The sequence below is a fragment of the Acidobacteriota bacterium genome (genome assembly GCA_020349885.1).
In the GTDB taxonomy this organism is placed as follows: domain Bacteria; phylum Acidobacteriota.
Genome location: CP070701.1, coordinates 196,045 through 218,205, shown reverse-complemented (window position 1 = coordinate 218,205; position 22,161 = coordinate 196,045). Strand labels below are relative to the sequence as shown.

At 62.7% G+C, this 22,161-nt stretch carries 20 protein-coding genes; 10 read left to right on the top strand and 10 right to left on the bottom strand.

The features are described from left to right. Window positions 1-12: 12 nt before the first annotated feature. From JSV08_00990 to JSV08_00970, 5 genes are all read right to left on the bottom strand, one after another. Complete coding sequence (locus tag JSV08_00990; GenBank protein UCF81030.1) at window positions 13-984, bottom strand: homocysteine S-methyltransferase family protein; 972 nt, start codon at window positions 982-984, stop codon at window positions 13-15. Window positions 985-1,152: 168 nt separating this feature from the next. Further along, window positions 1,153-2,163, bottom strand: a complete 1,011-nt coding sequence (locus tag JSV08_00985; protein UCF81029.1) for a YkgJ family cysteine cluster protein — start codon at window positions 2,161-2,163, stop codon at window positions 1,153-1,155. A gap of 511 nt (window positions 2,164-2,674) precedes the next feature. Continuing rightward, entirely contained in the window at window positions 2,675-4,954 is a 2,280-nt protein-coding gene (locus tag JSV08_00980; protein ID UCF81028.1) for a carbohydrate binding family 9 domain-containing protein, read from the bottom strand. Between the two features lie 49 nt (window positions 4,955-5,003). Next, complete coding sequence (locus tag JSV08_00975) at window positions 5,004-7,337, bottom strand: carbohydrate binding family 9 domain-containing protein (protein UCF81027.1); 2,334 nt, start codon at window positions 7,335-7,337, stop codon at window positions 5,004-5,006. Between the two features lie 59 nt (window positions 7,338-7,396). Further along, the gene (locus JSV08_00970; GenBank protein ID UCF81026.1) at window positions 7,397-8,392 is read right to left on the bottom strand and encodes a WG repeat-containing protein; all 996 of its coding nucleotides are present in this window, start codon (window positions 8,390-8,392) and stop codon (window positions 7,397-7,399) included. A 110-nt stretch (window positions 8,393-8,502) separates the two neighbouring features. On the opposite strand from JSV08_00970, the gene JSV08_00965 reads away from it, so the two are divergent. After that, window positions 8,503-9,531 (top strand): cation transporter, encoded by a 1,029-nt coding sequence (locus tag JSV08_00965; protein ID UCF81025.1) that lies wholly within the window; start codon window positions 8,503-8,505, stop codon window positions 9,529-9,531. Between the two features lie 63 nt (window positions 9,532-9,594). Here the strand turns inward: JSV08_00965 and JSV08_00960 are convergent, their stop codons facing one another. Genes JSV08_00960 through JSV08_00945 form a run of 4 tightly spaced genes read right to left on the bottom strand, consistent with a single transcriptional unit; the run spans window position 9,595 to window position 11,897 of the window. After that, a complete protein-coding gene (locus tag JSV08_00960; protein ID UCF81024.1) occupies window positions 9,595-10,311 on the bottom strand; it encodes a hypothetical protein in 717 nt (238 codons plus the stop codon). Beyond that, window positions 10,292-10,777 (bottom strand): type II secretion system protein GspG, encoded by a 486-nt coding sequence (locus tag JSV08_00955; protein ID UCF81023.1) that lies wholly within the window; start codon window positions 10,775-10,777, stop codon window positions 10,292-10,294. Before JSV08_00955 ends, JSV08_00960 begins: the two co-directional genes overlap by 20 nt. A 49-nt stretch (window positions 10,778-10,826) precedes the next feature. Further along, the gene (locus tag JSV08_00950; protein ID UCF81022.1) at window positions 10,827-11,078 is read right to left on the bottom strand and encodes a hypothetical protein; all 252 of its coding nucleotides are present in this window, start codon (window positions 11,076-11,078) and stop codon (window positions 10,827-10,829) included. A gap of 33 nt (window positions 11,079-11,111) precedes the next feature. Further along, window positions 11,112-11,897: a UMP kinase gene (locus tag JSV08_00945; GenBank protein UCF81021.1), complete on the bottom strand. Its 786-nt coding sequence runs from the start codon at window positions 11,895-11,897 to the stop codon at window positions 11,112-11,114. Between the two features lie 168 nt (window positions 11,898-12,065). On the opposite strand from JSV08_00945, the gene JSV08_00940 reads away from it, so the two are divergent. The 9 genes from JSV08_00940 (at window position 12,066) to JSV08_00900 (ending at window position 21,126) form a co-directional block, all read left to right on the top strand. Beyond that, on the top strand, window positions 12,066-12,755 hold the full coding sequence (locus tag JSV08_00940) for a response regulator (GenBank protein UCF81020.1): 690 nt from the start codon (window positions 12,066-12,068) through the stop codon (window positions 12,753-12,755). Between the two features lie 268 nt (window positions 12,756-13,023). Beyond that, window positions 13,024-13,725 (top strand): methyltransferase domain-containing protein, encoded by a 702-nt coding sequence (locus JSV08_00935; protein UCF81019.1) that lies wholly within the window; start codon window positions 13,024-13,026, stop codon window positions 13,723-13,725. Between the two features lie 3 nt (window positions 13,726-13,728). Continuing rightward, window positions 13,729-14,772, top strand: a complete 1,044-nt coding sequence (ruvB, locus tag JSV08_00930) for a Holliday junction branch migration DNA helicase RuvB (GenBank protein ID UCF81018.1) — start codon at window positions 13,729-13,731, stop codon at window positions 14,770-14,772. Between the two features lie 99 nt (window positions 14,773-14,871). Beyond that, complete coding sequence (locus JSV08_00925) at window positions 14,872-15,924, top strand: ankyrin repeat domain-containing protein (GenBank protein ID UCF81017.1); 1,053 nt, start codon at window positions 14,872-14,874, stop codon at window positions 15,922-15,924. A 125-nt stretch (window positions 15,925-16,049) separates the two neighbouring features. Beyond that, window positions 16,050-16,325 (top strand): hypothetical protein, encoded by a 276-nt coding sequence (locus JSV08_00920; protein ID UCF81016.1) that lies wholly within the window; start codon window positions 16,050-16,052, stop codon window positions 16,323-16,325. Window positions 16,326-16,429: 104 nt separating this feature from the next. Beyond that, on the top strand, window positions 16,430-17,596 hold the full coding sequence (locus tag JSV08_00915; GenBank protein UCF81015.1) for a hypothetical protein: 1,167 nt from the start codon (window positions 16,430-16,432) through the stop codon (window positions 17,594-17,596). A gap of 20 nt (window positions 17,597-17,616) precedes the next feature. Then, a complete protein-coding gene (locus JSV08_00910; protein ID UCF81014.1) occupies window positions 17,617-18,537 on the top strand; it encodes a zinc ABC transporter substrate-binding protein in 921 nt (306 codons plus the stop codon). Window positions 18,538-18,548: 11 nt separating this feature from the next. Continuing rightward, a complete protein-coding gene (locus tag JSV08_00905) occupies window positions 18,549-19,364 on the top strand; it encodes a metal ABC transporter permease (GenBank protein ID UCF81013.1) in 816 nt (271 codons plus the stop codon). 640 nt (window positions 19,365-20,004) lie between these two features. Beyond that, window positions 20,005-21,126: a DUF4388 domain-containing protein gene (locus JSV08_00900; GenBank protein UCF81012.1), complete on the top strand. Its 1,122-nt coding sequence runs from the start codon at window positions 20,005-20,007 to the stop codon at window positions 21,124-21,126. Window positions 21,127-21,216: 90 nt separating this feature from the next. Here the strand turns inward: JSV08_00900 and JSV08_00895 are convergent. After that, on the bottom strand, window positions 21,217-22,161 hold a 945-nt coding region (locus JSV08_00895; GenBank protein UCF81011.1), incomplete at its 5' end, for a choice-of-anchor J domain-containing protein.

Sequence of the window (22,161 nt, the reverse complement as noted above, 5' to 3'; positions counted from 1 at the left end):
TCTCCTTTCTCGTCAGCCCTTTACGACGGGCGCGATGGCCTTGATGTGCTCGGGCGTGGTCGCGCAGCACCCGCCGATTATCTGCGCGCCCATCTTCTTCCACTCGCGGGCGTACTCGGCGTACTTATCCGGGGTGACTCCGTACGTTCCTATGTCGAAAAACTGCTCGCCCTGCGAGCCGCTGAACTTGAGATTCTCGGTGTATCCTACCTCCGCGTAGGCGCCTATGGGCAGGTCGAAAGCCTTGCGGAGGTTGGGCAGGCATGCCGAAATGGCCTGGGGTGAGGTGCACATGAGAAGAATGCCGTCCACCTTGTGTCCCTTGAGCTCTTTTGCAAAATCGTCAAAGGACTGGCCGTAGTGCATTTTCCCGTTTTCCCGCGCATAGCATATCCCGAGGAACACCGGCAGGTTCGTCTTGGCGCAGGCATCCACCGCTACCCTGCAGTCCTCCATCGCGTCGCGCTCCGTGTCCCCGCCGAAGTACTCGGGAAGCAGGAAGTCCACGCCGGCTCCCGCGAGAACGCGCGCCATGCCCTCGATCTCCTTGCGAAGCTCGTTGCCCGTTTCGGCCATGAAGGACGGGGCGAATCCCCCGGCCACGTACGCCTCGGGGTTGACCGCGTTGCGGGCCTCGACTGCTATCTCCCCGCCCCGCCGGGTGCACTCCTCCCACTGGTCTTCCCTTCCGATGATCCCCATCATGGAGCGGCCCGTCCAGAAGTTGTTGCTGATGATGATGTCGGCTCCGAGATTGAGGTAGTCCTCGTGGATTTTCCGGACGAGGTCCGGGGCGTCCAGGTTGGCCGGGGCCGACCACACCCCGATGCTTCCCGACCAGCCGGTCTCGGGGTCCACGCCCTTGCCCTGGACCGCGCCCTGGCTCACGTCGAAGCCGCGCCGTTGAAGCTCGCTTCCCGTGGCCCCGTCCATAAGCAGACTCTCTCCCGCCTTAAGTCGATCTATGATGTTTCGTTTCGGCATTGTTTTTTCCTTTCTTTACTTGTTGTTTTTCCGAATTTTCCGTTTGCAAGCCGCAAAGAGCCTGCGCCTCCCTCAGACTTCTCCTTAATAAGCGTATATGCTGGCGATATTACGCTGTTTTCTTGCTTCTAAGCTTAGCCACCACCACTTCTAAGATAATTGCGATGCTTATATATCCAATTCGATTCCAATGCTCAATTCGGTCCCCTCAAGAGACTTGTCTTCACGTCTGGAATCCCAAAAACGAGCCAATTGGGACGGCACGTTGTCAGCCAGCCAGTTTCTTAAGCTTCTCAGGTCTCGAATTAATTCGCGGTCGTTTTCAGCGACGGCGGCGGCGAGTTCTTTACCGTACATACACCAGTCATCTACGAACAATTTCCCGTTCGCGACTCGAAACGGGTATACCTTGCATAGAAACGGCCTTATTCCGTTTCCGTAAATCGAACAGAACTTCCCGTCGAAATATACGCATCTCTCGTTCTTGGCGCTGAAGAAAGTGTTTTCTTCATTCATGTTGTCTCTCGGAACGTTCTCGTCCGTACCCAAGAACGCGGTTTCATCTATACCATTGCAGCAACTTCGGGGACATCTGCTGCAGTCGATATGTTTTGCCACGAACTCCTTTATCGTCATCAGGCTGTCGCAACAGAGGTCTTCCGCTTCCTCGAGCTTTCCCCTCAGGTAGGGAGACAGAAGCGTTTCCAGCGCCATTTTCTGCTGCAATGACAGGTGCTTGAAGCCCCGAATGCGGCCCATGCACCGTTTCGAGCCGCACTTGCAGTCGAACGGCTCCGGCATGTCCCATTCCGTCGTCATGTAATGACGCGTAATTTCATCCCCCTCCCCGAGCCTGCGAAGGGCGCGAAGCGTCAAGTCCTCGAAGTTCATGTACCCGCTCGGCTCGCAACTGTGGTTGATGTGGCCTCCCATCCAGGACACGATGTGCTCGTTCTCGCCGATCTGGATGGTCGTCTGCGTGGGATTGGCCGAGATCCGTCCTCCCAGCTTGATAAGAACGTCGCCCGGCTGGAACTGCCTGGCCGCGTGCACGGCAAGGCCTTTGTCGCTTTCGCGCACATCGAGGGCCGTGAAAACCGATTGCCGGTGAAGCCGGCGGCGCAAAACAGTTTCACGGAGAGGTACCATGTCAATATTGGAAATGTGATTTATTTTCATGTTCTTAACTCCCGTTTCTTATTGAATGTATGTATGCATAGGCGGCTCTGTCTTCGAGAGAACCCGCGCTGAGCTTCCTGTGCAACCGCCCCCGGTGTTACCGAGAAGCGGGGCGCGGGTTGCAATTAAGTTGTAGGTTAAAGGGATAGGTCCGGACCAGTGGTGTACTTCCACTCCCCGGCAAAAAACTGGAAAAGAGAAACGCTGGAATAGTAGCGCGGCCGCATCATCTCGTCCCACTCTCTCGACCGCGACTGCTTTCTGCTAATACGCTTCTTCTTTTTCTCTGTCCTCATGATCTGAACCGCTCGTATGAATGAGCTTAAAACATTATACTCCACAACAGAACGTCTGTCAAGGATTTATTGGCAGCCCCTCGCTCATAGTGGCAAGTTGATCTCGGGAAAATCCTGTTGTGACACGGAGTTATGGAAGATTCCCGGAATCAGGCTTTTTCCGCGTCGAGAATCCCAAGCGTCCGCCCCTTAGCGAGAAAAAGAAAGGCGCCGCCTCATCCTCCCCCGAGGTTGAACTGCACCGTCCACTTGACTACGAGGGAGCGGTCCGTGATGCGCTCATCGGGGAAGAAGCTGCGCTCCCACGTGCGGCGCTCCACGTCGCGGCGCTCGTTGTAGACGACGAAGAGGTCGCTTCCCTCGCGCCAGATCCACCGGAAGCGCACGTTGCTCGTCACGTCGTCGGTCGTGGAGTTGAACTGGAAGGAGCCGTCCAGGGACGCCCGCGTCGTGAAGGAATAGCTCATGCGCACGATCAGCAAATCGATATTGAAATCTCCCGCCGGAAGCCGCACCTCGTTTCGCTCATACTCGATAAACGAGAGAAAGTGCTCCCCGGGAACGACCTGAAGGGAAACATAGTACATATCTCTGTGGCCGTCGTAGAACGACCCTTTTCCCACCCCCAGCCACGTGGAGACCTTTCTGCTTGAGTCGGAGCCGAACCATAGGTCGGCTTCTTCGAAGCTGTAATCACCTTCCGTGATCCAGATGCCGGGATATATCTCGTACTCGTCCTCCTCCCGGATGCGCTCGAAGTGATCGTATACGGCGGCCGACAGCCAGTCGCCGCTCTGGAACGTGACGCTGAACCCCGCCCTCGAGTCGCGCGACAGGATATCGTTCCCCCGGTCGGCCCAGTATCTCGTTTCCGCGCTAAAGTAAAGGTCACGCACGTAGCGCCTGTTGGGCTGGGGGTTGAAGGCGACGTAGGGATAGGTGCGCACGCCCGTGCGGGGAACGAAGCCCACCTCCGGGTTGTAGTTTTCCTCGATGACGATGTGGGAAAGATAGCACTCCCACAGCTCGCTCCACCAGCCGCCGTGCAGCATCCCCGCGTAGTCGTTCCCGTCGAGGCCGGGCGTGTGGGTCTTCGAGAGGAACGACCGGAGGAACGCGCTCTTCAGGAACTGGAAATCGGCGTCGACCCCGTAGGTGCGGTTGAACGAGGCGTAGAAGTCCTCGTCCGTCTCGCCGTCCTCGTCGTTGTCGACGCCGTCGGTGCAGTCGGACTCGCCGCAGCTGTGGCCGAACATCTCCCGGTTGACCGCGAGCAGGCCGACGCTCGAGCGCTCCCGGACGTCACGCTTCAGGCGCAGGACGGAGAAATTCGTCTCCGGCACGCGGCTCCCGTCGGAGAGGGTGTGCTGGTTCGTGTGAATGCTGAGGGCGCCGAGGCGGTAGCGCCCCAGCTTGCCGCTCAGCTTGGCGCCGCCGAGGATGGGGACGACCTCGCCCTCGACCAGCCCGATGCGGCGGCTGAAAAAGGGCTCTACAACTTCGTCCCTTCCGAACTTGAAATCCTCGGAGCTTTCGAGAAAGAATTCGCGCTTCTCGGGGAAAAAAAGATCGAACCGCGTCAGGTTCACCATCTGGGTGTCCACCTCGGTCTGCGAGAAATCGGTGTTGAGCGTGAGGTCTGCCGTGAGGTTGGGGCCCAGGCTGAACTTGACGTCGAGGCCGGCGGTGGCGCTTTCGTCCGTCTCGGGCTCGCCGAGCGACGGCGTGCGCGACACTCCCGCGAGAAGGTAGGGCTTGACCTCGACGGTGCGCCCGTGGCGGATTCCCTCGAGGCCCCGGAGCTCGCCCGCGAGCGAGAGGCGGAAGACGCTGTGCTCGCGCGAGAGGAACGGCCAGGTCACGACCTCGTTCTTGCGGCGTATCCTGCGCACGAACGTGACGCCCCACGGATCGGTTTTCCCGGGATGGAAGCGCAGGGACGAGAACGGGATTCGCACTTCCGCCTGCCACCCGAGGTCGGTGACCTTCGCCCGCACGTCCCAGATCTCGTCCCAGTTCCAGTTGAGCGAGTCCAGGCCCGACCACGTGAACGCCGCGTCGCCGCGCGCGCCCTGCGGGTTGGTCTCGAAGAGGTAGCCGCTCCGGAAATCGTGGAACGTGTCGAGGATGATTCGAACGGAATCGTTCCGCCAGAGGTCGGCGTCGCGCCCCTGCTCGTCGGCGATGATGGCGCCGGGATCGCCGTCGCGGCAGAGGACGGCGAAGTAGAGATTCAGCTCGTCGTAGGTTGCGCGGATCTCCGTGCGCTCGGAGGCGGGTGCGCCGTTCTCGGGGGTGCGCTGCCGGAAGCCCGTCGCGGGTTGCGCCCTACCCCAGACCGCCTCGTCGAATTCGCCGTCGAGCGCGACGGTGTCGAGCTCGACGCGCTCCGCGCGCAGGGCATGAGTGACCGGCGCCGCCGTTTCGGAAGCCGCTAGGGAAGGCAGGGCAAGCCCCGCGCATGCGAGGAAGCTCAGCCATTTTCGCGAACGCATCAAGATCGCATGCCGTCGCGCAGAGGGCGCCGCGGCGGAGGCCGCCGGCTCATCCTCCCCCGATGTTGAACTGCACCGTCCACTTGACGACGAGGGAGCGGTCCGTGATGCGCCTGTCGGGGAAGAAGCGGCGATCCCACGTGTGGCGCTCCACGTCGCGGCGCTCGTTGTAGACGATGAAGAGGTCGCTCCCCTCGCGCCAGATCCACCGGAAGCGAAGGTTGCTCGACAGGTCGTCGGTCGTGGAGTTGAACTGAAAGGAACTGGTCAGGGACGCCCGCGTCGAGAAGGAGTAGTTCACGCGCATGAGCGCCAGATCGGTGTTGAAATCCCCCACCGGAAGTTTTATCTCGTTCCGCTCGTAACCGACGTAGAAGAATAGCCTCTCTCCGAGATAGGCATAAAGTTCACCGGAGTACATGTCCCTGTGGCCGTCGTAGAGAGAGCCCTTTCCCACGCCCAGCCACGTGGAAAGCGCTCTCCCTGGGTCGGAGCCGTACCACAGCTCGAACTTCTCGAAGTCGTAATCGCCTTCCGTGATCCAGATGCCGGGATGTATCTCGAACTCGTCCTCCCACCTGATGCGCTCGAAGTGGTCGAACACGGTGGCCGACAGTTGGTCGCCGCCCTGGAACGTGACGGCGAAGTTCGCCATCGAGTCGCGCGAGAGGCGGTCGTTCCCCGCGTCGGACCAGTACTTCGTTTCCGCGAAGATCAAAAGCTCGCGCACGCGGCGGCGGTTGAGCTGGGGGTAGAAGGCGACGTAGGGATAGGTGCGCACGCCCGTGCGGGGAACGAAGCCCACCTCCGGATTGTAGTTGTCTTCGATGACGAGGTGGGAAAGATTCCACTCCCACAGCTCGCTCCTCCAGCCGCCGTACAGCATCCCGGCGTAGTCGTTCTCGTCGAGGCCGGGCGTGTGGGTCTTGGATACGAACGCCCTGATGAACGCGCTCTTCAGGAACTGGAAATCGGAATCGACTCCGTAAGTTCGGTTGAAAGAGGCGTAGAAGTTCTCGTCCGTCTCGTCGTCCTCGTCGTTGTCGACGCCGTCGGTGCAATCGGACTCGCCGCAGCTGCGGCCGAACGTCTCCTGGTTGACCGCGAGCAGGCCGATGCTCGAGCGCTCCCGGACGTCGCGCCTCAGGCGCAGGACGGAGAAATTCGTCTCCGGCACGCGGCTCCCGTCGGAGAGGGTGTGCTGGTTCGTGTGAATGCTGAGGGCTCCGAGGCGGTAGCGCCCCAGCTTGCCGGTCAGCTTTAGGCCGCCGAGGAGGGGGACGATCTCGCCCTCCTCGTCCACGTTCTCGACCATTCCGATGCGGCGGCTGAAGAAGGGCTCGATGACCTGGCCCTTTCCGAACCTGAAATCCTCCGAGCTTTCGAGAAAGAATTCGCGCTTCTCCGGGAAGAAGAGATCGAACCGCGTCAGGTTCACCTTCTGGATGTCCACATCGGTCTGCGAGAAATCGGTGTTGAGCGTAAGGTCGGCCGTGAGGTTGGGGCCCAGACTGAACTTGACGTCGAGGCCGACGGTGGCGCTTTCGTCCGTATCGGGCTCCCCGAGCGAGGGCATGCGCGACACCTCCGCAAGGGCGTAGGGCTTGACCTCGATGGCGCGCCCGTGGCGGATTCTCTCCAGGCCCAGGAGATCGCCCGCTAGCGAAAGGCGAAGGACGCTCTGCTCGCGCGAGAGGAAAGGCCAGGACACGATCTCGTTCTTGCGGCGTATTCGGCGCACGAACGTAACGCCCCAGGGCTCGGTTTTCCTGGGATAGAAACGCAGGGACGAAAACGGGATGCGCACCTCCGCCTGCCACCCGAGGTCGGTGATCTTCGCCCGCACGTCCCAGATCTCGTCCCAGTTCTTGTTGCGCGTTACCTGGGTCTTTAGCTCCCACCACTCCCCTTCTTCATAGGCAAGGCCCGTCCACATGAACGCCGCGTCGTAGCGCGCGCCCTGCGGGTTGGTCTCGAAGATGTAGCCGCTTCTGAAATCGTGGAACGTGTCGAGGATGATCTGAACAGAATCGTTCCGCCTGAGGTCGGCGTCGCGCCCCTGCTCATCGGCGATGATGGCGCCGGGGTCGCCGTCGCGGCAGAGGACGGCGAAGTAGACGTTCAGCTCGTCGTAGGCGGCGCGGATTTCCGTGCGCTCGGAGGCGGGGGCGCCGTTGTCAGGGGTGCGCTGCCGGAAGCCCGCCGCGGGCTGAGCCCTTTGCCAGACCGCCTCGTCGAATTCGCCGTCGAGTACGACGGAGTCGAGCTCGACGCGCTCCGCACGCACGGAGTGAGAAACCGGCGCCGCCGCTTCGGAAGCCATGAGTGAAGGCAGGGCAAAGCCCGTGCATCCCAGGAGGCTCAGCCATTTTCGCGAACGCATAGAGAGCGCATGCCGTTGCGTAGGTGGCGCCACGGCGGTAGAGGGCGGTGCCTTTCGCACTATGGTTCGTGGTGCTGATGGGCTTGGCCATGCGAGTGTTCTCCTGGACGCCACCCCGGCGTGGGCTCCCAGATGAATTTTCCCTTTTTGTCAATGTAGCCGGTCTTGTCGCCTACCTCGACGCGCGCAAGGCCCTCGGAAAACGGCTGTGCCTCGTCGAACCGATGCTCGATGACCGTCTTTCCCGACTTGTTGATGTAACCCCACTTGCCGTTCCGCCGGACGACACCCAGTCCTTCCGAAAATTTTCTGGCCGTCTCCAGCTTCGGTTCGATGGTGAATTTTCCTTTCGCATCGATGTAGCCCCACCCCTCGTCTATCCAGACGCACGAAAGTCCCTCGGAAAAATTTCCCGCGAACTCGAACTGCGGTTCGATGACCATCTTTCCCGACATGTCAATGTAGCCCCACTTGCTGTGAATCCAGATCGGGTCGCTGAGAACATTTCCGTCGGAATCGACGGAACTAAATCCGCTTCTGGGCTTTACCGCGGCCAGCCCTTCGTAAAAGCCTCTTGCCAGGTCGAAATTCGGCCCGATGACGAGTTCTCCCTTTTTGTTGATGTAGCCGAATTGATCGCCCATCATGACGGCCGCCAGTCCTTCCGAGAAGTCGTCCACGGCCTCGAACTCCACGTTGAGGACGACCTGGCCCTTCTTGTCGATGTAGGCCCAGTCGCGGCCAAGGCGGACGCGCGCCAGCCCTTCCGAGAAATCTCCCGCCCAAGCCACCGACACGGAGAAGATCGATTCTCCCTTCTTGTCGATGTAGGCGAACCGCCGGCCAGTCCTCACGCACGCCAGCCCTTCGGAGAAGGGCCGCGCTTCGTTGAATTGCGGCGGAATCACCACCGCCCCCTTGATGTTCATGTAGCCCCACCGGCCCTCATGGACGAAGGGAAACAGGGCGTCGCTCTCCGGCTTGTTTTTCTCGGCGGCGCTTCCGAAAACGGCGAAAACGGCAAGGCAGGCGATGAGGGTTATTCTTTTTTTCATAGTGAAGAAATTCATTCTTTCACCCACATTATACACCGGTTGCCCGAATTGTTTAAGACCCGCCGGACGCCGGAGGCGCCTGCTCACCACGGCATGCTACAATAATCTCAATGGGTCTCGAGCACACTCACCCGCACCGTGTCGCGCCGCCCCCGCGTGAAGCCGAGCGCGAGTGCGAGCGCTTCCCACTCGCGGGGGAAGACGCGTCCCCGGCCGCCGCCGAGCACCGGCCGCGCGCGCGCAGGCGGCTTTTGTGGGCGATGGGGCTCACAGGAACGATGATGGTCGTCGAGGCCGTGTTCGGGTTTTTGACGAACAGCCTCGCGCTCCTCTCCGACGCGGGACACATGTTCACGCACTTCTTCGCCCTCGCCGTGTCCTACTTCGCCATCGTGATCGCCTCGATGCCCACGACGCGGGAGCGCTCCTTCGGCCTCTACCGCACCGAGGTGCTCGCCGCCGTCCTGAACGGCGTCACGCTTCTCCTCGTCACGCTCTACATCTTCTACGAGGCCGCCCACCGCTTCATCGCCCCGAAGCCCATCGCGTCCATGCAGATGCTCGTGGTGGCCGTCCTGGGCCTCGTGGTCAATCTGGCGACGGCGCTTCTGCTGTGGCGCGCGGGCGAGAAGCACGACCTGAACGTGCGGAGCGCCTTTCTGCACATGCTGGGCGACACGGCCTCCTCGGTCGGCATCGTCGCAACGGCGGCGGTCATCCACGTCACGTCGTGGCTCTGGCTAGACCCGGCGGTAAGCGTCCTGATCGCGGCGCTCATCGTTATCTGGTCGTGGCAGCTCCTGCGCGATTCGGTGCACGTGCTGCTCGAATCGACGCCTCGCCACCTCACCGTTGGCGAGGTCGCCGAGAGCCTGCGCCGCGACCCGGACGTCCGGGCGCTCTGCCGCCGCATCTCCGGTGCCGAGCACCTCGACATTCACGACATCCACATCTGGGAGATCACGTCCCGCATGTACGCCATGACGGCCCACATCGCGCTCCCCGACCACCAGCTCAAGGAGAGCGCGCCGCTTCTCGCGCGCATCCGGACCCTGCTGCGCGAGCGTTTCGCCATCTCGCACACTGTGCTCGAGATCGAGCCCGCCGCGGAGGCGCCGCTTCCCCCGCTTTCTAATTAATTAAAGCTCGTCCGGTGTGTGGAATAGGAAGAAAAGCGGCCTTTGCCGCGAGGTGCTTCGGGATTACTCCTCGAAAACCCTATCGTAAGACTCCTCGATTCCGCCGCCTATGGCGAGGTGCATCTCGCGGTAGCGCTCGCTTCCCAGCACGGGCTCGACGGTGAGCACCAGCCAGCCCGCCGGCGAGAGCCCCGGCGCCTCCCCTCCGGCCGGCTCGTCGGTCACGAGCGCCCAGCGAAGCGAAAGCTCCGCGAGCAGCTCGCGCTGCACCTCGGGCACGGAGCCGACCACGTGCTTGTAGATTTTTCCGAGCGGCTTTTCGAGAAAATAGAGCACCGTATCCCTCGGGTAAGCGCTGTAATCGAGGCGCTCGTACGGCAGGGGGATGTACATCGTGACGAAGCGCGCGTTCTCGCGGGGCCGCTCGATGGACGTGATGCGGTAGAAGGTTCCGCGCCCGAGGGCGAGGATGCGGACGGCCGCGATGCCCCATGGGTCGAATCGTATCTCGCCGGCACGCTTTCCAAGCTCGTAGTCCACGAAATAGCCGTTCGCCTCCTCCTCGAACTCGGGAGGTGGCGTGACCGAAAGCTTCTCGCCGTGCGGCCATGCGCGCAGCGCCCAGAGCGCGGGAACGTCTTGGCCCTGGATGGCGGAGATGGTGCGCGCGATGGTGGCCGAAAGCGCCTCGTCCTCCCCGTTGCCGCAGCCCGCGAGGGCGAGGAGGGCGAGTCCCGCCAGCGCCGGGGCTATCCGCGCCCTACTGCTGCACCACCACATCGTCTTCGGTGTGAGGGACGGCGTCCGGGCCCTCGCTCCACAGCGTGAACGAGCTCCCGTCCGAATCATAATGGTAGGGGCTGCCCCAGGGATCGTGCGCGGGGAGTGCGGGGACGAAGCTCGGCACCAGCACTTCGAGCGCCCCGAACGAGTCTCCCGGAGGATAGCTTCCGGCATCGGCCGCGTACATCGTGAGCGCCGCGCTCAGGGAGCGGAGCTCCGTGGCCGCGATGCGCTGGTAGCTCGTCTGCCGCTTCTGCAGCACCACCGCGCCTGGGGTCGCGTCTGGTGCGAGCGGCTTTTCAACGATTCCCGCCGCGCCGTGCGTAAGCGTCTTCTGCTCGGTCTCCTCCGGCGGTTTTTTGGCCGATTCCCCGCCGCAGCCCGCGCAAAGGAGTATCGAAAAAACCACCGCCGCCGCAAGCCCCGCCGCCCGGAACGGGAAAGCTCGTCTGGCGACGGCCAAGGCTTGTCGTCCAGACCTTGATGGGCGACCTTCCATGGTCATCTTTGCCCTACCCTCCCGGGTTGGCGCGCTTGACGACGAGGGTGCCGTCCTCGCGGGTCGACACCACCTCGATGCGCGTGCCCGCCTTGAGCGGCATGTTGTCGAGGCTCACGGCCGGCCATTCGCGCCGGTCCATTTTGATCTTACCCGTGCCGTCCTTGGGAATTTCTTCGGTGACGGGACCGCGCTTGCCGCGGACGCGCGCGAGGCCGCTTCCTGGAATTATCTCGGGGAAATTCTGGTGGTAGATGTCGGCCATGGTCTGAGTGCCGCCTTTTGCTTCTCCGAAGGCTCAAGCGGGAGCGCGGGCGCGGGTGGCCTTCCGCGGCTTGGCCCGGGATTTGCCACGCAGCGGGCGGCGAATAACGGAGCCGATGTGCTTGCCCTGCACCACGCGTGCGATGTTGCCCTGCTTTTTGAGGTTGAAGACGACGATGGGCAGGCGGTTGTCCATGCAGAGTGAGATGGCCGTCTTGTCCATCACGCCGATGTCGTCCTTCAGGAAGTCGATGTAGGAGATCTCGTCGAGCTTGCGCGCTTTCTTGTGCTTGCGGGGGTCGGCCGTGTAGACGCCGTCCACCTTCGTGGCTTTCAGAAAAACCTCGGCCTTGAGCTCCATGGCGCGCAACGCCGCGGCCGTGTCGGTCGAGAAGTAAGGGTTGCCCGTGCCGCCGGCGAAGAGGACGACGCGCCCTTTCTCCAGGTGGCGTATGGCGCGGCGGCGGATGTAAGGCTCGGCCACCTCGTGCATCTCGATGGCCGTGGCGACGCGGGTGTGGACACCGCATTTTTCGAGCGCGTCCTGAAGCGCCAAGGCGTTGATGATGGTCGCAAGCATCCCCATGTGGTCGGCGGCGACGCGGTCCATGCCCGCGGCCGAGGCCTTGACGCCGCGAAAGATGTTGCCTCCTCCGAGCATGATGGCAACCTGGACGCCCAGGGCGTAGACGCTTGCAATCTCCCCGGCAAGCCAGCTCACCTGGGAGGCGTTGATGCCGTACTGGTTTTCCCCGGAAAGCGCCTCGCCCCCCAGTTTCAGGAGGACGCGCTTATAGGGCAGTTTCGCTTTCGCGGCCATCAAACAAGCATACCACGCCTTTGAGGAATTTTCGAGGCGCCCCGCTTGAGTCCCGACCGGAGAAAGGGATGCCCTGCGGCGCGAAGGGATTGAAATGGGCTAAAAATGCGCCGAGTGTGACGTGCGTCATAGATTTTTTTTGCGAAAAGCATACAATTCATTAATACCATGTCGGTGATTCTGCTCGTAGACGACGTGAAGAATTTTCTGGACCTGGAACGCTCGTTCCTGCGGCGCACCACGTCCTCCCTCCACTTGGCCAGCACGGGAGCGGAGGCCATAAAGGTGGCGCGCGAGAAGCGCCCCGACCTCATCATGCTCGACATCGAGATGCCGGAGATGAACGGCATCGAGGCGTGCCGCATCATCAAAAGCGATCCCCAGACCGCGCACATTCCCATCATCATGGTGACTGGCATACCGGGCCGCCGCGAGGAATGCCGCCGGGCCGGCTGCGACCACTATATGGAAAAACCCATAGCCGAGGACGAATTCCTGGGCATGGTTCAGAGATTCGTTCCCATCCGCATCCGCCAGCTGAAACGGATTCCCGTCGCGCTCACGGTCGAGGTGCTGCCGGAGGGCGGCGAAGACGCCCTCATGCTCCGGAGCAAGGACCTGAGCGAGAGCGCCCTCTTTCTTTTGAGCGACTCTCCGCTTCCCCTGGGCGCCGACGTCGCCTGCGCGTTCGAGCTTCCCGACAGGAGCCGCACGGCGATCAAGACCCGGGGCGTCGTCGCGCGCGTGGTCGAGCCGGACAACAAGGAAAACCTGTCATCCGGAATGGGCATCGAGCTCACGGGCCTTGCGGAGAGGGAGCGCGCCGCCCTGCACTCGTTTATCGACACGTTTGAATAGGTCTTCCCGGGGGAGGGAAGATTTCTCTATCTTTCTTTGGAGATTGCAGCCCGGTCGGTGAATAGGCCTTCCCAGGGGAGGCTTCTTCTTCGCGGCGGCAGCCCGCACGTAGTGCATCCGACCCGCCAAGTCGGATAAAAATTTTGCGATTTTGCGCCCACAAGCTTGCCTTGATGCGTCAGGGCTTGCCTTCCGGCTCCGGGCATGTTATCCTGCCCGTCCTATGAAGTACTCGTTGAGCGGGGTACTATAGGTAGCGACGCGGGCCATGAATCAGGAGTATCTGGAAAAATTTTACTCGCGCTACGCGCCGATCTACGACCTTACGTTCGGGTGGGTTTTCGAGAAGGGGCGCGCGCGCGCGGTGGAACTGCTGGACCTCCAGCCCGGGGAGCGTGTCCTGGAGCTTGGAATCGGCACGGGGCTTCTCCTGCACCAATACCCTTCAAACATTCATGTGACGGGCATCGACTGCAGCGCCAAGATGCTCAAGAAGACAGAGCGGCGCGTCGAGGAGCTTCGGCTTGCGAACGTGTCGCTGCACCAAATGGACGCCAGGCGCATGGCCTTTCCCGACAACTCCTTCGACAAGGCCATCGGTGCCTATTTCCTTAGCGCGGTGCCCGACCCCGCCGTCGTGGCGCGCGAAATCAGCCGCGTGGTGCGACCCGGCGGCTCCGTCCTGTTCCTCAACCACTTTCGCTCCGAGCGCACGTGGCTCGCGCGAGTGGAGGAGTGGATTCTCCCCGTCTGCATGAAGGTGGGCTTTACGACGACCCTCGAGCTTTCCCACGTGCTCAAGCAGGCTCCACTCGAAGTTCGCCACCGGGAAAACACCAACCTTTTCAACTACTGGAAGATCGTCAAGTGCCACAACGCGAAAGACGGCAACTCCGGATCCCGGCCGGGCCCCGAGCGAGCCCGTTCCCCGAAGTCCCGCAACCGGCGGGGCAGACGGCGGAGGAGCTGAGCGTTGGCCAAGCAGAAAGCGGCCGCGCTCTCTAGGAAAGGCCCGGTCGCCCCGGTCGCGGCGGAAGACGACCTGAAATTCGAGGCCTCGCTCCGGCCTCCCACGCTGAGCGAGTTCATCGGCCAGAAGGTCGTCAAGAAAAACCTAGGCGTCTTTCTCGAAGCGGCGCGCCGGCGCGGCGAGGCGCTCGACCACGCACTCTTCTACGGCCCGCCGGGCCTCGGGAAGACGACGCTCGCCCACATCGTCGCGCGCGAGATGGACGTGCCCATCGTCGTCACCTCGGGCCCGGCCATCGAGAAGACGGGCGACGTGGCGGCCATTTTGACCAACCTGGCGCCGCGCTCCGTCCTTTTCATCGACGAGATCCACCGCCTCCCGAGGGTCGTCGAGGAGATGCTCTACCCGGCGATGGAGGATTACCATCTCGACGTCGTCATCGGCGAGGGGCCGGGCGCGCGCTCGGTGAGCCTCAACCTTCCGCCGTTCACGCTCGCAGGCGCGACGACGCGCGCGGGGCTCCTGACGTCGCCCCTGCGGGAGCGCTTCGGCATCGTCCACCGCCTCGACTATTACACCCCGGAGGACATTCTGAAAATTATCCGCCGCTCGGCCGCGCTCCTGAACATCGAGGTGACCGAAGAGGGCGCGCAGGAGATGTCCCGGCGCGCGCGGGGCACGCCGCGCATCGCAAACCGCTTCCTGCGCCGGGTGCGCGACTTCGCCGAGGTCGAGGGCGACGGCGTAATTTCGAGAGAACTCGCCCGCTCGGCGCTCGAGTCCATGCAGGTGGACGACCTCGGCTTCCACGACCTCGACCGCCGGATTCTCCTGACCCTCATCGAGAAATTCCAGGGCGGCCCCGTGGGGCTGGGAACGATTTCCGCCGCCATCGGCGAGGAGGAGGACACCATCGAGGACATCTACGAGCCGTTCCTCATCCAGGTGGGGTTTCTCGACCGCACGCCCCGCGGCCGCTGCGCCACGGCGCTCGCCTTCAAGCACTTCGGCTTCGACGAGTCCGCGCGCCAGAAGCCGTTGTTCTAGGGAGCGGAAAAAAACTCAACGGACGATTTGATCCCCGAAAAGGAGGCGTTTGCTTTTTAGCCTGTTAGATAATATAGTGGGCAACAAAGGAGAATCCATATGAAGCGAACCGTTGCAAGCCGTTTTGTTTGTGTTGCCGTTCTGACCACGGCGTTGCTGTCTTTCGGTGCGGCAACTACCGCCGGCGAACAAGATATCGACCTCAACGCACTGATTGATGAAACGCAGAATGCATCACGGGATGATCAAAAGCAGACGCTTATCTGGTGGATGCCGCTGGAGTTCTGGCGCGCATCCGCTTCCCAGGGCGCGGGAATCCAGTTAACGGATGCTCAAATCAACGAATTGGTCGATCCCTTCCGCCCCTACATGATTTTTGCGATCGTGGATGGAAAGATAGGGCCATTCGCCGGTGTTCAGTACGAGTCGAAGGAGAGAATCCATTCGCGTCTCCGGTTGTCCGACGAGAAGGGCAAGCGGTATTCGCCCTTGCCCGAGAGCGAAATCAGTCCAGATGTCCTCAATGCTCTTGGAATGATGAAGCCGGTCTTGGAAAACATGCTTGGTCCGTTGGGAAAAAACGTACACTTTTTCATCTTTTCCGCAAAAGACAAAAAGGGACGGTCGATTGCCGATGCCACGGCGGAGGGTTCCTTCCGGATCACGCTGGGCGAAGAAAGTTTTCGATGGCGGCTTCCGCTGGGATCGCTTCTTGCGCCGAAGGCTTGTCCTGACTGTGGAGAGAAGCTGAGCGGCGCGTACAAGTTCTGTCCTTACGACGGCACCAAACTTTCAACCGACAAAAAATTCCTGGAAATCCAGCCCGACGATGCCGACGCTCACCATTCCGCGGGTAATGTTAACGGGAATATCAATTCAGACCTGCTCGAAGCGGCAAAGGCGGGCGACGACGCCAAAGTGGAAATCTTGCTCGAACAAGGCGCGGACGCGAACGCGAAGGATAAAGACGGCAGGACCGCCCTGATGATGGCGGCAACCAAAGGCCGGACCGAGACGGCGAAAACCCTGATTGAAGCGGGTGCGGACGTAGACGCGAAGACCCCAAAAGGTACGACCGCCCTGAAGTTTGCGGAAACGGAGGGCCACACCGAGGTCGCGGAAATTCTCAAACAGGCCGGGGCGAGGGAATGAGGGAGCAGGGGCACGGCATGCCGCGCCCATACGACGAAGCCAAGAACTTGGTTGACAGGAACGCGCGCACCCGGCGAAACCTTTCCCGCGGCGCGGGCGTTTCCAATTTGTGGTAGAATAAAGAGATGCGGCACCTGAAGTGGACGGCCTGCCTGGGAATCGCGGCGGTCGCGGTGCTCGCCGTGGCCGGGGCCTTTCCCCACGAGGAGCACGAAGGCACGGGACACGAGTGCGTCGCGTGCCACTTTCTCCTCTGCGGGGCCATGTTCGCGGGCCTCGCCGCTGTGGCCCTCGCGGCTCCCATCACTCATGGGGGCGTACTGTTCACACCCCTGCGCGGCGCAAGCCGTTTCGGTCTCCTCTTCCTCGACTCGCTTCCCTGCCGCGCCCCTCCCGCTTAACCCTATCTCCCCCTATTTATCGTAAACGACCCGCCGTCCGTGCGCCGGTTCCGCCGGGGCAGGACGACGGCTGCATGTTTTTTTATTGTTACCCCGGAGACCCTATGCATAGATACATAGTGTTGACAATTCTTTTCGCGTGGGCGCTTGCCGCCCATGCGCAGAATGCGCCGCAAACCGGCAAGACGCCGCCGCTTACGGGCTCGAACGTCTTGAATCCCAACATCAGTGTCGTGGGCAATTTTCTCGCTTACGCCGGCGCCGAAGCCGACGGCCGCGGCCATGGTCACGACCATGGCGAGGAAAAACCCGCGGCCTTCGAGCTCTCGGAAGCGGAACTCGGCATCCAGGCGGCTATCGACCCTTACGCAAAGGCGGACGTCTTCATCGGCTTCCACGCCCATGAGGTCGAGCTCGAAGAGGCCTACGTTACGTGGCTCCGGCTTCCCGCGGGCCTCGGCCTCAAGATGGGGAAATTCCGCGCCGCGTTCGGCAAGTTCAACCTCGTCCACCCGCCCGAGACGCACTTTCCCGACCGGCCGCTCGCCCACGAGGAATTCCTGGGCGGCGAGGGGCTCGCCGCGGCGGGCGTGCAATTCTCTTACAGCCCGCCCACGAGCCTGTACCTCAATTTCATCGCCGAGGTCACGAACGTCTGGGACAATGCGCCCGCCTTCGGCTTCATCGACGAGGGCGACCCGCTCGATGAGGAGGACGACCACCTCGAGCGCGGCGGCCGGCGCCGCAGCGACCTCGGCTACCTGGGACGCGCCGAGACCTACTTCGACCTGACCGAGAGCCAGAACCTCTCCCTCGGCCTTTCGCACGCCGCGTCCTTCTGGGACGAGGAAGCCGAGCTGCGCTCGCACCTGAGCGGCTTCGACGCGACGTACCGGTGGAAGAATCCGCGCCGCGCCATCTACCGCTCCGTCTTCTGGCAGACGGAGGTTATGCATCTGCGGCGCGAGATGGAGGAGGGCGCCGACGCCCTGGACCGCTGGGGCGGGTTCACGCACCTCGACTACCAGTTCGCGCGGCGCTGGCACGCGGGCGCGCGCGCCGATTACACGAGGGAAGCGTTCGGGTACGAGCCCGACGAGCCCCACGGCGGACGCCGCGGCGGGATGCTCTACGCGGCGTTCGCCCCGTCGGAGTTCAGCCTCCTCGGCCTCTACGGGCGCGCCGTGCGCCTCGCGAACGGGGAGACGGACCACACGGCATTTTTCCGCCTAACGTTCAGCCTCGGCCCCCACGGGGCGCATCCGTTCTGACGGGGAAAGGAGAAAAACCGATGAAAAAAATAACGCTTTGTCTACTGCTGCTGCCGGGGATTATTCTGAGCGGGAGCGCCTTCTCCGCCGAGCGCCTCCGCGTCGTCACCACCACGGAAGACCTGGCGTCCATCGCCCGCGAGGTGGGCGGCGAGCGCGTCGAGGTCAAGGCCATCGCGCGGGGCTACCAGGACCCGCATTTCGTCGAGCCGAAGCCCAGCTACCTGATGCTCCTCAGGCGCGCCGACCTGCTCGTCGCGGTGGGACTGGAGCTCGAGGTGGCCTGGCTTCCGGCCCTGGTCAAACAGTGCCGCAACCCGCGGCTCCTCACGCCGCAGGGCTACCTCGACGCCTCCGAGGGCTGCGAAGTGCTGGAGCGCAGCACGGGGCCGGCCTCGCGCGCCGAGGGCGACACCCACCCCCTCGGCAACCCGCACTACTGGCTCGACCCCGCAAACGGCGCGGTCATCGCCCGCCGCCTCGCGCGGAAATTCTCCGCGCTCGCGCCCGGGCATTCCCCCTACTTCGAGGCGCGCCGAGACGATTTCCTGAAGCGCCTCGACGAAGCCGTAAAGGGCTGGGGCGAGCGGGCGGAGAAATTCCGCGGGACGAAAGTCATCACCTACCACCGCTCGTGGAGCAACTTCGCCAGGCGCTTCGGCCTCGACGTGGTGGACTACGTGGAGCCCAAGCCCGGCGTGCCGCCTTCGTCCGCGCACACGTTCGCGCTCATCGAGAAAATCAAGGTTGAGAAAATTCCGCTCATCCTCATCGAGCCGTACTTCGATTTGAAACTTCCCGACCGCGTGGCGGAGCGGAGCGGCGCGCGGGTGCTCGTCCTGTACCCTTCGGTTGGCGGCGCGGAGGACATCGATGACTACATCGCGCTCTTCGAGCACGATCTGACGCTCATCGAGCGGGCGCTCAAGAAGACGCAATAGGAGATCACACAATGGACGTTTTCTGGTTCCTGTTGTTGCCGCTTACGGCGTGTCTCGTCCTGGCGGGCATCCACGTCTACCTGGGGCTCCACATCGTCTCCCGCGGCGTGATTTTCGTGGACCTGGCGCTCGCGCAGGTCGCGGCGCTCGGGGCCACCGCCGCCGCCCTCTTCGGGCACGACATCCACGGTGGCGAGGCTTACGTCTGGTCGCTCGGCGCGGCCTTCCTTGGAGCCGTCGTGCTCGCCTTCACCCGGGCCCGCCGCGAGCGGGTGCCGCAGGAGGCGTTCATCGGCGTCGTGTACGTCGTGAGCGCCGCGGCGGCCATCCTGGTCCTCCAGAAGGTGCCCCAGGGCGGCGAGCACATCAAGGACATGCTCGTCGGAAACATCCTGGCCGTCTCGTGGCAAGACGTGGGCGTCACGGCGGCGCTTTACCTAGTCGTCGGCGCGTTCCACTGGGTGTTTCGAAAGAAATTCTTTCTCATCACGCTCGAGCCGGGGCGCGCCCGCCGCGAGGGACTGGCCCTGCGCTGGTGGGACTTTCTTTTCTACGCCTCCCTGGGCGTCGTGGTGACGTGGTCCGTCGCCATGGTCGGCGTGCTGATGGTTTTCTCCTACCTCGTGATTCCCGCGGCGGCCGCCTCGCTTCTCGCCGGGCGCACAGGGCCGCGCCTTGCGCTGGGCTGGATCATCGGGACGCTCGCGAGCGCCCTGGGGATCGCGGCGTCCTTCTTCTTCGACCTTCCGACGGGCGCCACCATCGTCTGCGTATTCGGCGCGACGCTCGCCGTTATTGTCCCCTGGTCGGTTTGGAAGAAGGGATGACGGATGACCAAATGACGGACTTGCTCCGCCGACCCCGCTACGCCGAAGCGGCTACGCGAAGGTGAGCAGCTGTTAGGGGCCAGCGAGCCCCGAGTTCAGCGGGTTCAGAGCGTTCTTCCTCCTTACTCCTTACTCCTTTATCCTTGCTCCTTGGCAGGGACTTGCTCCGACGGAGCAGATAGCAGTCAGCCGTTGGTAGTTAGCAGTTAAAAGTCTGGGCAAGCCCGTCAGGGTCGATAGGACAGGCAAGCTTTACCCCGCCCAGAGGGTGGGGCCGGGAGCCCGAGGATTTTCACAGATGTTCGCCCCAACCGTGAGGACTTTACCGCTAAGTCTTATGAATAAAGGGTTTTTCGCCAACCCGCTTGCACGCATACGTTCCACCGCGCGTCATCCCGACCGAAGCGGAGCGGAGGGATCGGTTTCCTTGTGGTGCGAGACCCGTCCTCCGCAGAAGCCTTGCTTCGGAGGGAGGAAGACGATTCCTCGACTACAGCCTCACCCCTGGACGGGGTTCGGCCTTCGCTCGGAATGACACCTGCGGAGCCTTTTCGTCCCTTCGTGCCCCCACAGCTGGCCGCGTTGCCCTGCCCCGCTCGTTATGGTAGGCTGAGTGTAGAATCCACTAGAGGCGGACACGATGCGGCAGGTCGTTCTTCAGGGAAATTTGCAATCGCTTGTGCTTCCGGACGTGCTGGGCTTCATCAGCGCGATTAAGAAGACGGGGGAGCTCGTCTTTCGCCGCGGGAGCGTCACGAAAACCATCTACTGGGAGAACGGGGAAATCACGTTCGCCGCCTCGAGCGACGCCGAGGACGCGCTCGGTTCGTTCCTGGTCCGAAACGGCATGATCAGCCAGACCGACAACCTGCGCTCCGTCTCGCAGGTCACGGCAGAGCGGCGTCAGGGAAAAATCCTCGTCCAGATGGGCCTCCTCAAGCCGCGCGAGCTCTGGTGGGCCGTCAAGAACCAAGTGCTCGAGATCGTCTATTCCATCTTCACGTGGGAGGACGGCGAGTTCGAGTTCATCGAGACCGACGAGGTGCGCGGCGAGCGCATCTCACTCGACGCCTCGACCATGAACATCGTCCTCGAGGGCGTCCGCCGCATGGACGAGTGGGCGCACATCCGCAAGCGCCTGCCCTCCAAGAGCGTACTCCTCGAAAAAGCGGCCGACCCGGACGAGGAGGACGTCTCCCTGACGGAGGACGAGCGCGCCCTCCTGCACCTCGTCGATGGCCGCCGCACGGTGCAGGACGTCATCGCCGAGCACCGGCAGGGCGAGTTCGCGACCCTCAAGCAGATTTTCTCTCTCCTTACGGCCGGCCTAGTCCGCGTCAGGGAGCAGCCCCGCGTCAAGGCGATCGCCGAGGACATGGACGACACCGAGGCGCTCTGGAACGTCGTCCAGGTCTACAACGTCATCTTCGCCTTCATCTACGCCGAGGCGAAACGCCTGGGAGACGGGGAGCCCGAGGAGCTCAAGCGCGCCCTGGCCCAGTTCCTCGACCAGAGCGCCGACGACCCCAACAACATCTTCCACAACGTGCACTTCGACCGGAGCGGCCGCCTCGACGAGCAGAGCCTCTTTGCGAACATCGCCGAGATTTCCGCCTCCGAGCGCGCGCGTGTGCTCGACGGCGCTCTCAACGACCTTCTCTCCTACGAGCTCTTCGAGATGACCAAGCACCTCGGCTCCAAGGAGAAGTCGCTTCTCTACCGCCGCATCGCCGAAGAGAAGCGGAAGCTGGCGAGAGTGTAGATGAAGGGTTAGTGGTTAGGGGCCAGCAACTAACGGCTGACTGCTAACAGCCAACTGCAAACGGCTACCTGCTAATGGCTAACGGCTTGCTTACGGGCAGGGCGCCGGGGGCGGCCAGCCGGGTTGGGCGTTGCGCTCCGCGCCGGCGTCGTCGCGGCCGCAGCTCGACTCGCTGACCGCATTCGCCGATGCCACGGCAATCCACGAATCGACCGGCACCGAGTAGCCCGTCAGCGTCACCGTCCCGTCCCCGTTCGGCGTAGCCGGCGATACGCACACCCGCCCGGGCGTCCCGTACCACGCCCCCAGGGCGTTCTCGTAGACCACGTACCCAGTCGCGCACGGAATCTCCTCCACCGTCACGGCTCCCGTCGTACCGACCATGAGCGGCGGCACGGCGGGCGAAATATCCGTCGCCGAAGGCTCTCCGCACGATGTGCACGTCGCCGACTCGCATCCGGCCCCGTCCACCACCACGTTGTCCACACCCCAGTACCAGTCGTACTCGCCTTCGTATCGCCACCCGAACTGGCAGTCCGCCGCCCCGGCGCACGTCGCCGTCGCGTCCAGCGTGATGGTTTCGACCCCCGTATCGTCGTTCTCGTTCCATTGAATGAGGTCAATCCACGCACCCCCCGTCAGCGTGCTCCTCACCCTCACCGTGCCGAAATCGTCGTTCGCCCCGTCCGATGCAAAGCCTTTGAAATAGTGATCAAACTGGAGCGTTACGGCGCTCGCCGCACTCGCGTCTATCAGCGGCGTGATGAGCTCCTCGTCCTGGATCGCACCCAAAAGCGCACAGTCGCTGTCTACCATCATATACGTATCCGCAAAAATCCCCCGCGCACACGGGTCCGCCTCCGTCCACGTGTCCGTACCGTTCCCTCCGTCCACAACCGTCCACGCCCCAGGAAGCCCAGCGTTGAAGTCTTCCGAAAGGAACGTTACGGGCCCTCCGGCGCTCACCGCCACCTGGAACAGAACGGAATTGGAATAAGGATTGAGCGCGGCGTCCGTATAAGTCAGGTCGAGCGT

Excerpts from the sequence above, each read along its gene's own strand:
- JSV08_00990 (UCF81030.1), bottom strand. The coding sequence starts at position 984 with ATGCCGAAACGAAACATCATAGATCGACTTAAGGCGGGAGAGAGTCTG.
- JSV08_00985 (UCF81029.1), bottom strand. The coding sequence starts at position 2,163 with ATGAAAATAAATCACATTTCCAATATTGACATGGTACCTCTCCGTGAA.
- JSV08_00980 (UCF81028.1), bottom strand. The coding sequence starts at position 4,954 with ATGCGTTCGCGAAAATGGCTGAGCTTCCTCGCATGCGCGGGGCTTGCC.
- JSV08_00975 (UCF81027.1), bottom strand. The coding sequence starts at position 7,337 with ATGCGTTCGCGAAAATGGCTGAGCCTCCTGGGATGCACGGGCTTTGCC.
- JSV08_00970 (UCF81026.1), bottom strand. The coding sequence starts at position 8,392 with ATGAAAAAAAGAATAACCCTCATCGCCTGCCTTGCCGTTTTCGCCGTT.
- JSV08_00965 (UCF81025.1), top strand. The coding sequence starts at position 8,503 with ATGGGTCTCGAGCACACTCACCCGCACCGTGTCGCGCCGCCCCCGCGT.
- JSV08_00960 (UCF81024.1), bottom strand. The coding sequence starts at position 10,311 with ATGTGGTGGTGCAGCAGTAGGGCGCGGATAGCCCCGGCGCTGGCGGGA.
- JSV08_00950 (UCF81022.1), bottom strand. The coding sequence starts at position 11,078 with ATGGCCGACATCTACCACCAGAATTTCCCCGAGATAATTCCAGGAAGC.
- JSV08_00945 (UCF81021.1), bottom strand. The coding sequence starts at position 11,897 with ATGGCCGCGAAAGCGAAACTGCCCTATAAGCGCGTCCTCCTGAAACTG.
- JSV08_00940 (UCF81020.1), top strand. The coding sequence starts at position 12,066 with ATGTCGGTGATTCTGCTCGTAGACGACGTGAAGAATTTTCTGGACCTG.
- JSV08_00935 (UCF81019.1), top strand. The coding sequence starts at position 13,024 with ATGAATCAGGAGTATCTGGAAAAATTTTACTCGCGCTACGCGCCGATC.
- JSV08_00925 (UCF81017.1), top strand. The coding sequence starts at position 14,872 with ATGAAGCGAACCGTTGCAAGCCGTTTTGTTTGTGTTGCCGTTCTGACC.
- JSV08_00920 (UCF81016.1), top strand. The coding sequence starts at position 16,050 with ATGCGGCACCTGAAGTGGACGGCCTGCCTGGGAATCGCGGCGGTCGCG.
- JSV08_00915 (UCF81015.1), top strand. The coding sequence starts at position 16,430 with ATGCATAGATACATAGTGTTGACAATTCTTTTCGCGTGGGCGCTTGCC.
- JSV08_00910 (UCF81014.1), top strand. The coding sequence starts at position 17,617 with ATGAAAAAAATAACGCTTTGTCTACTGCTGCTGCCGGGGATTATTCTG.
- JSV08_00905 (UCF81013.1), top strand. The coding sequence starts at position 18,549 with ATGGACGTTTTCTGGTTCCTGTTGTTGCCGCTTACGGCGTGTCTCGTC.
- JSV08_00900 (UCF81012.1), top strand. The coding sequence starts at position 20,005 with ATGCGGCAGGTCGTTCTTCAGGGAAATTTGCAATCGCTTGTGCTTCCG.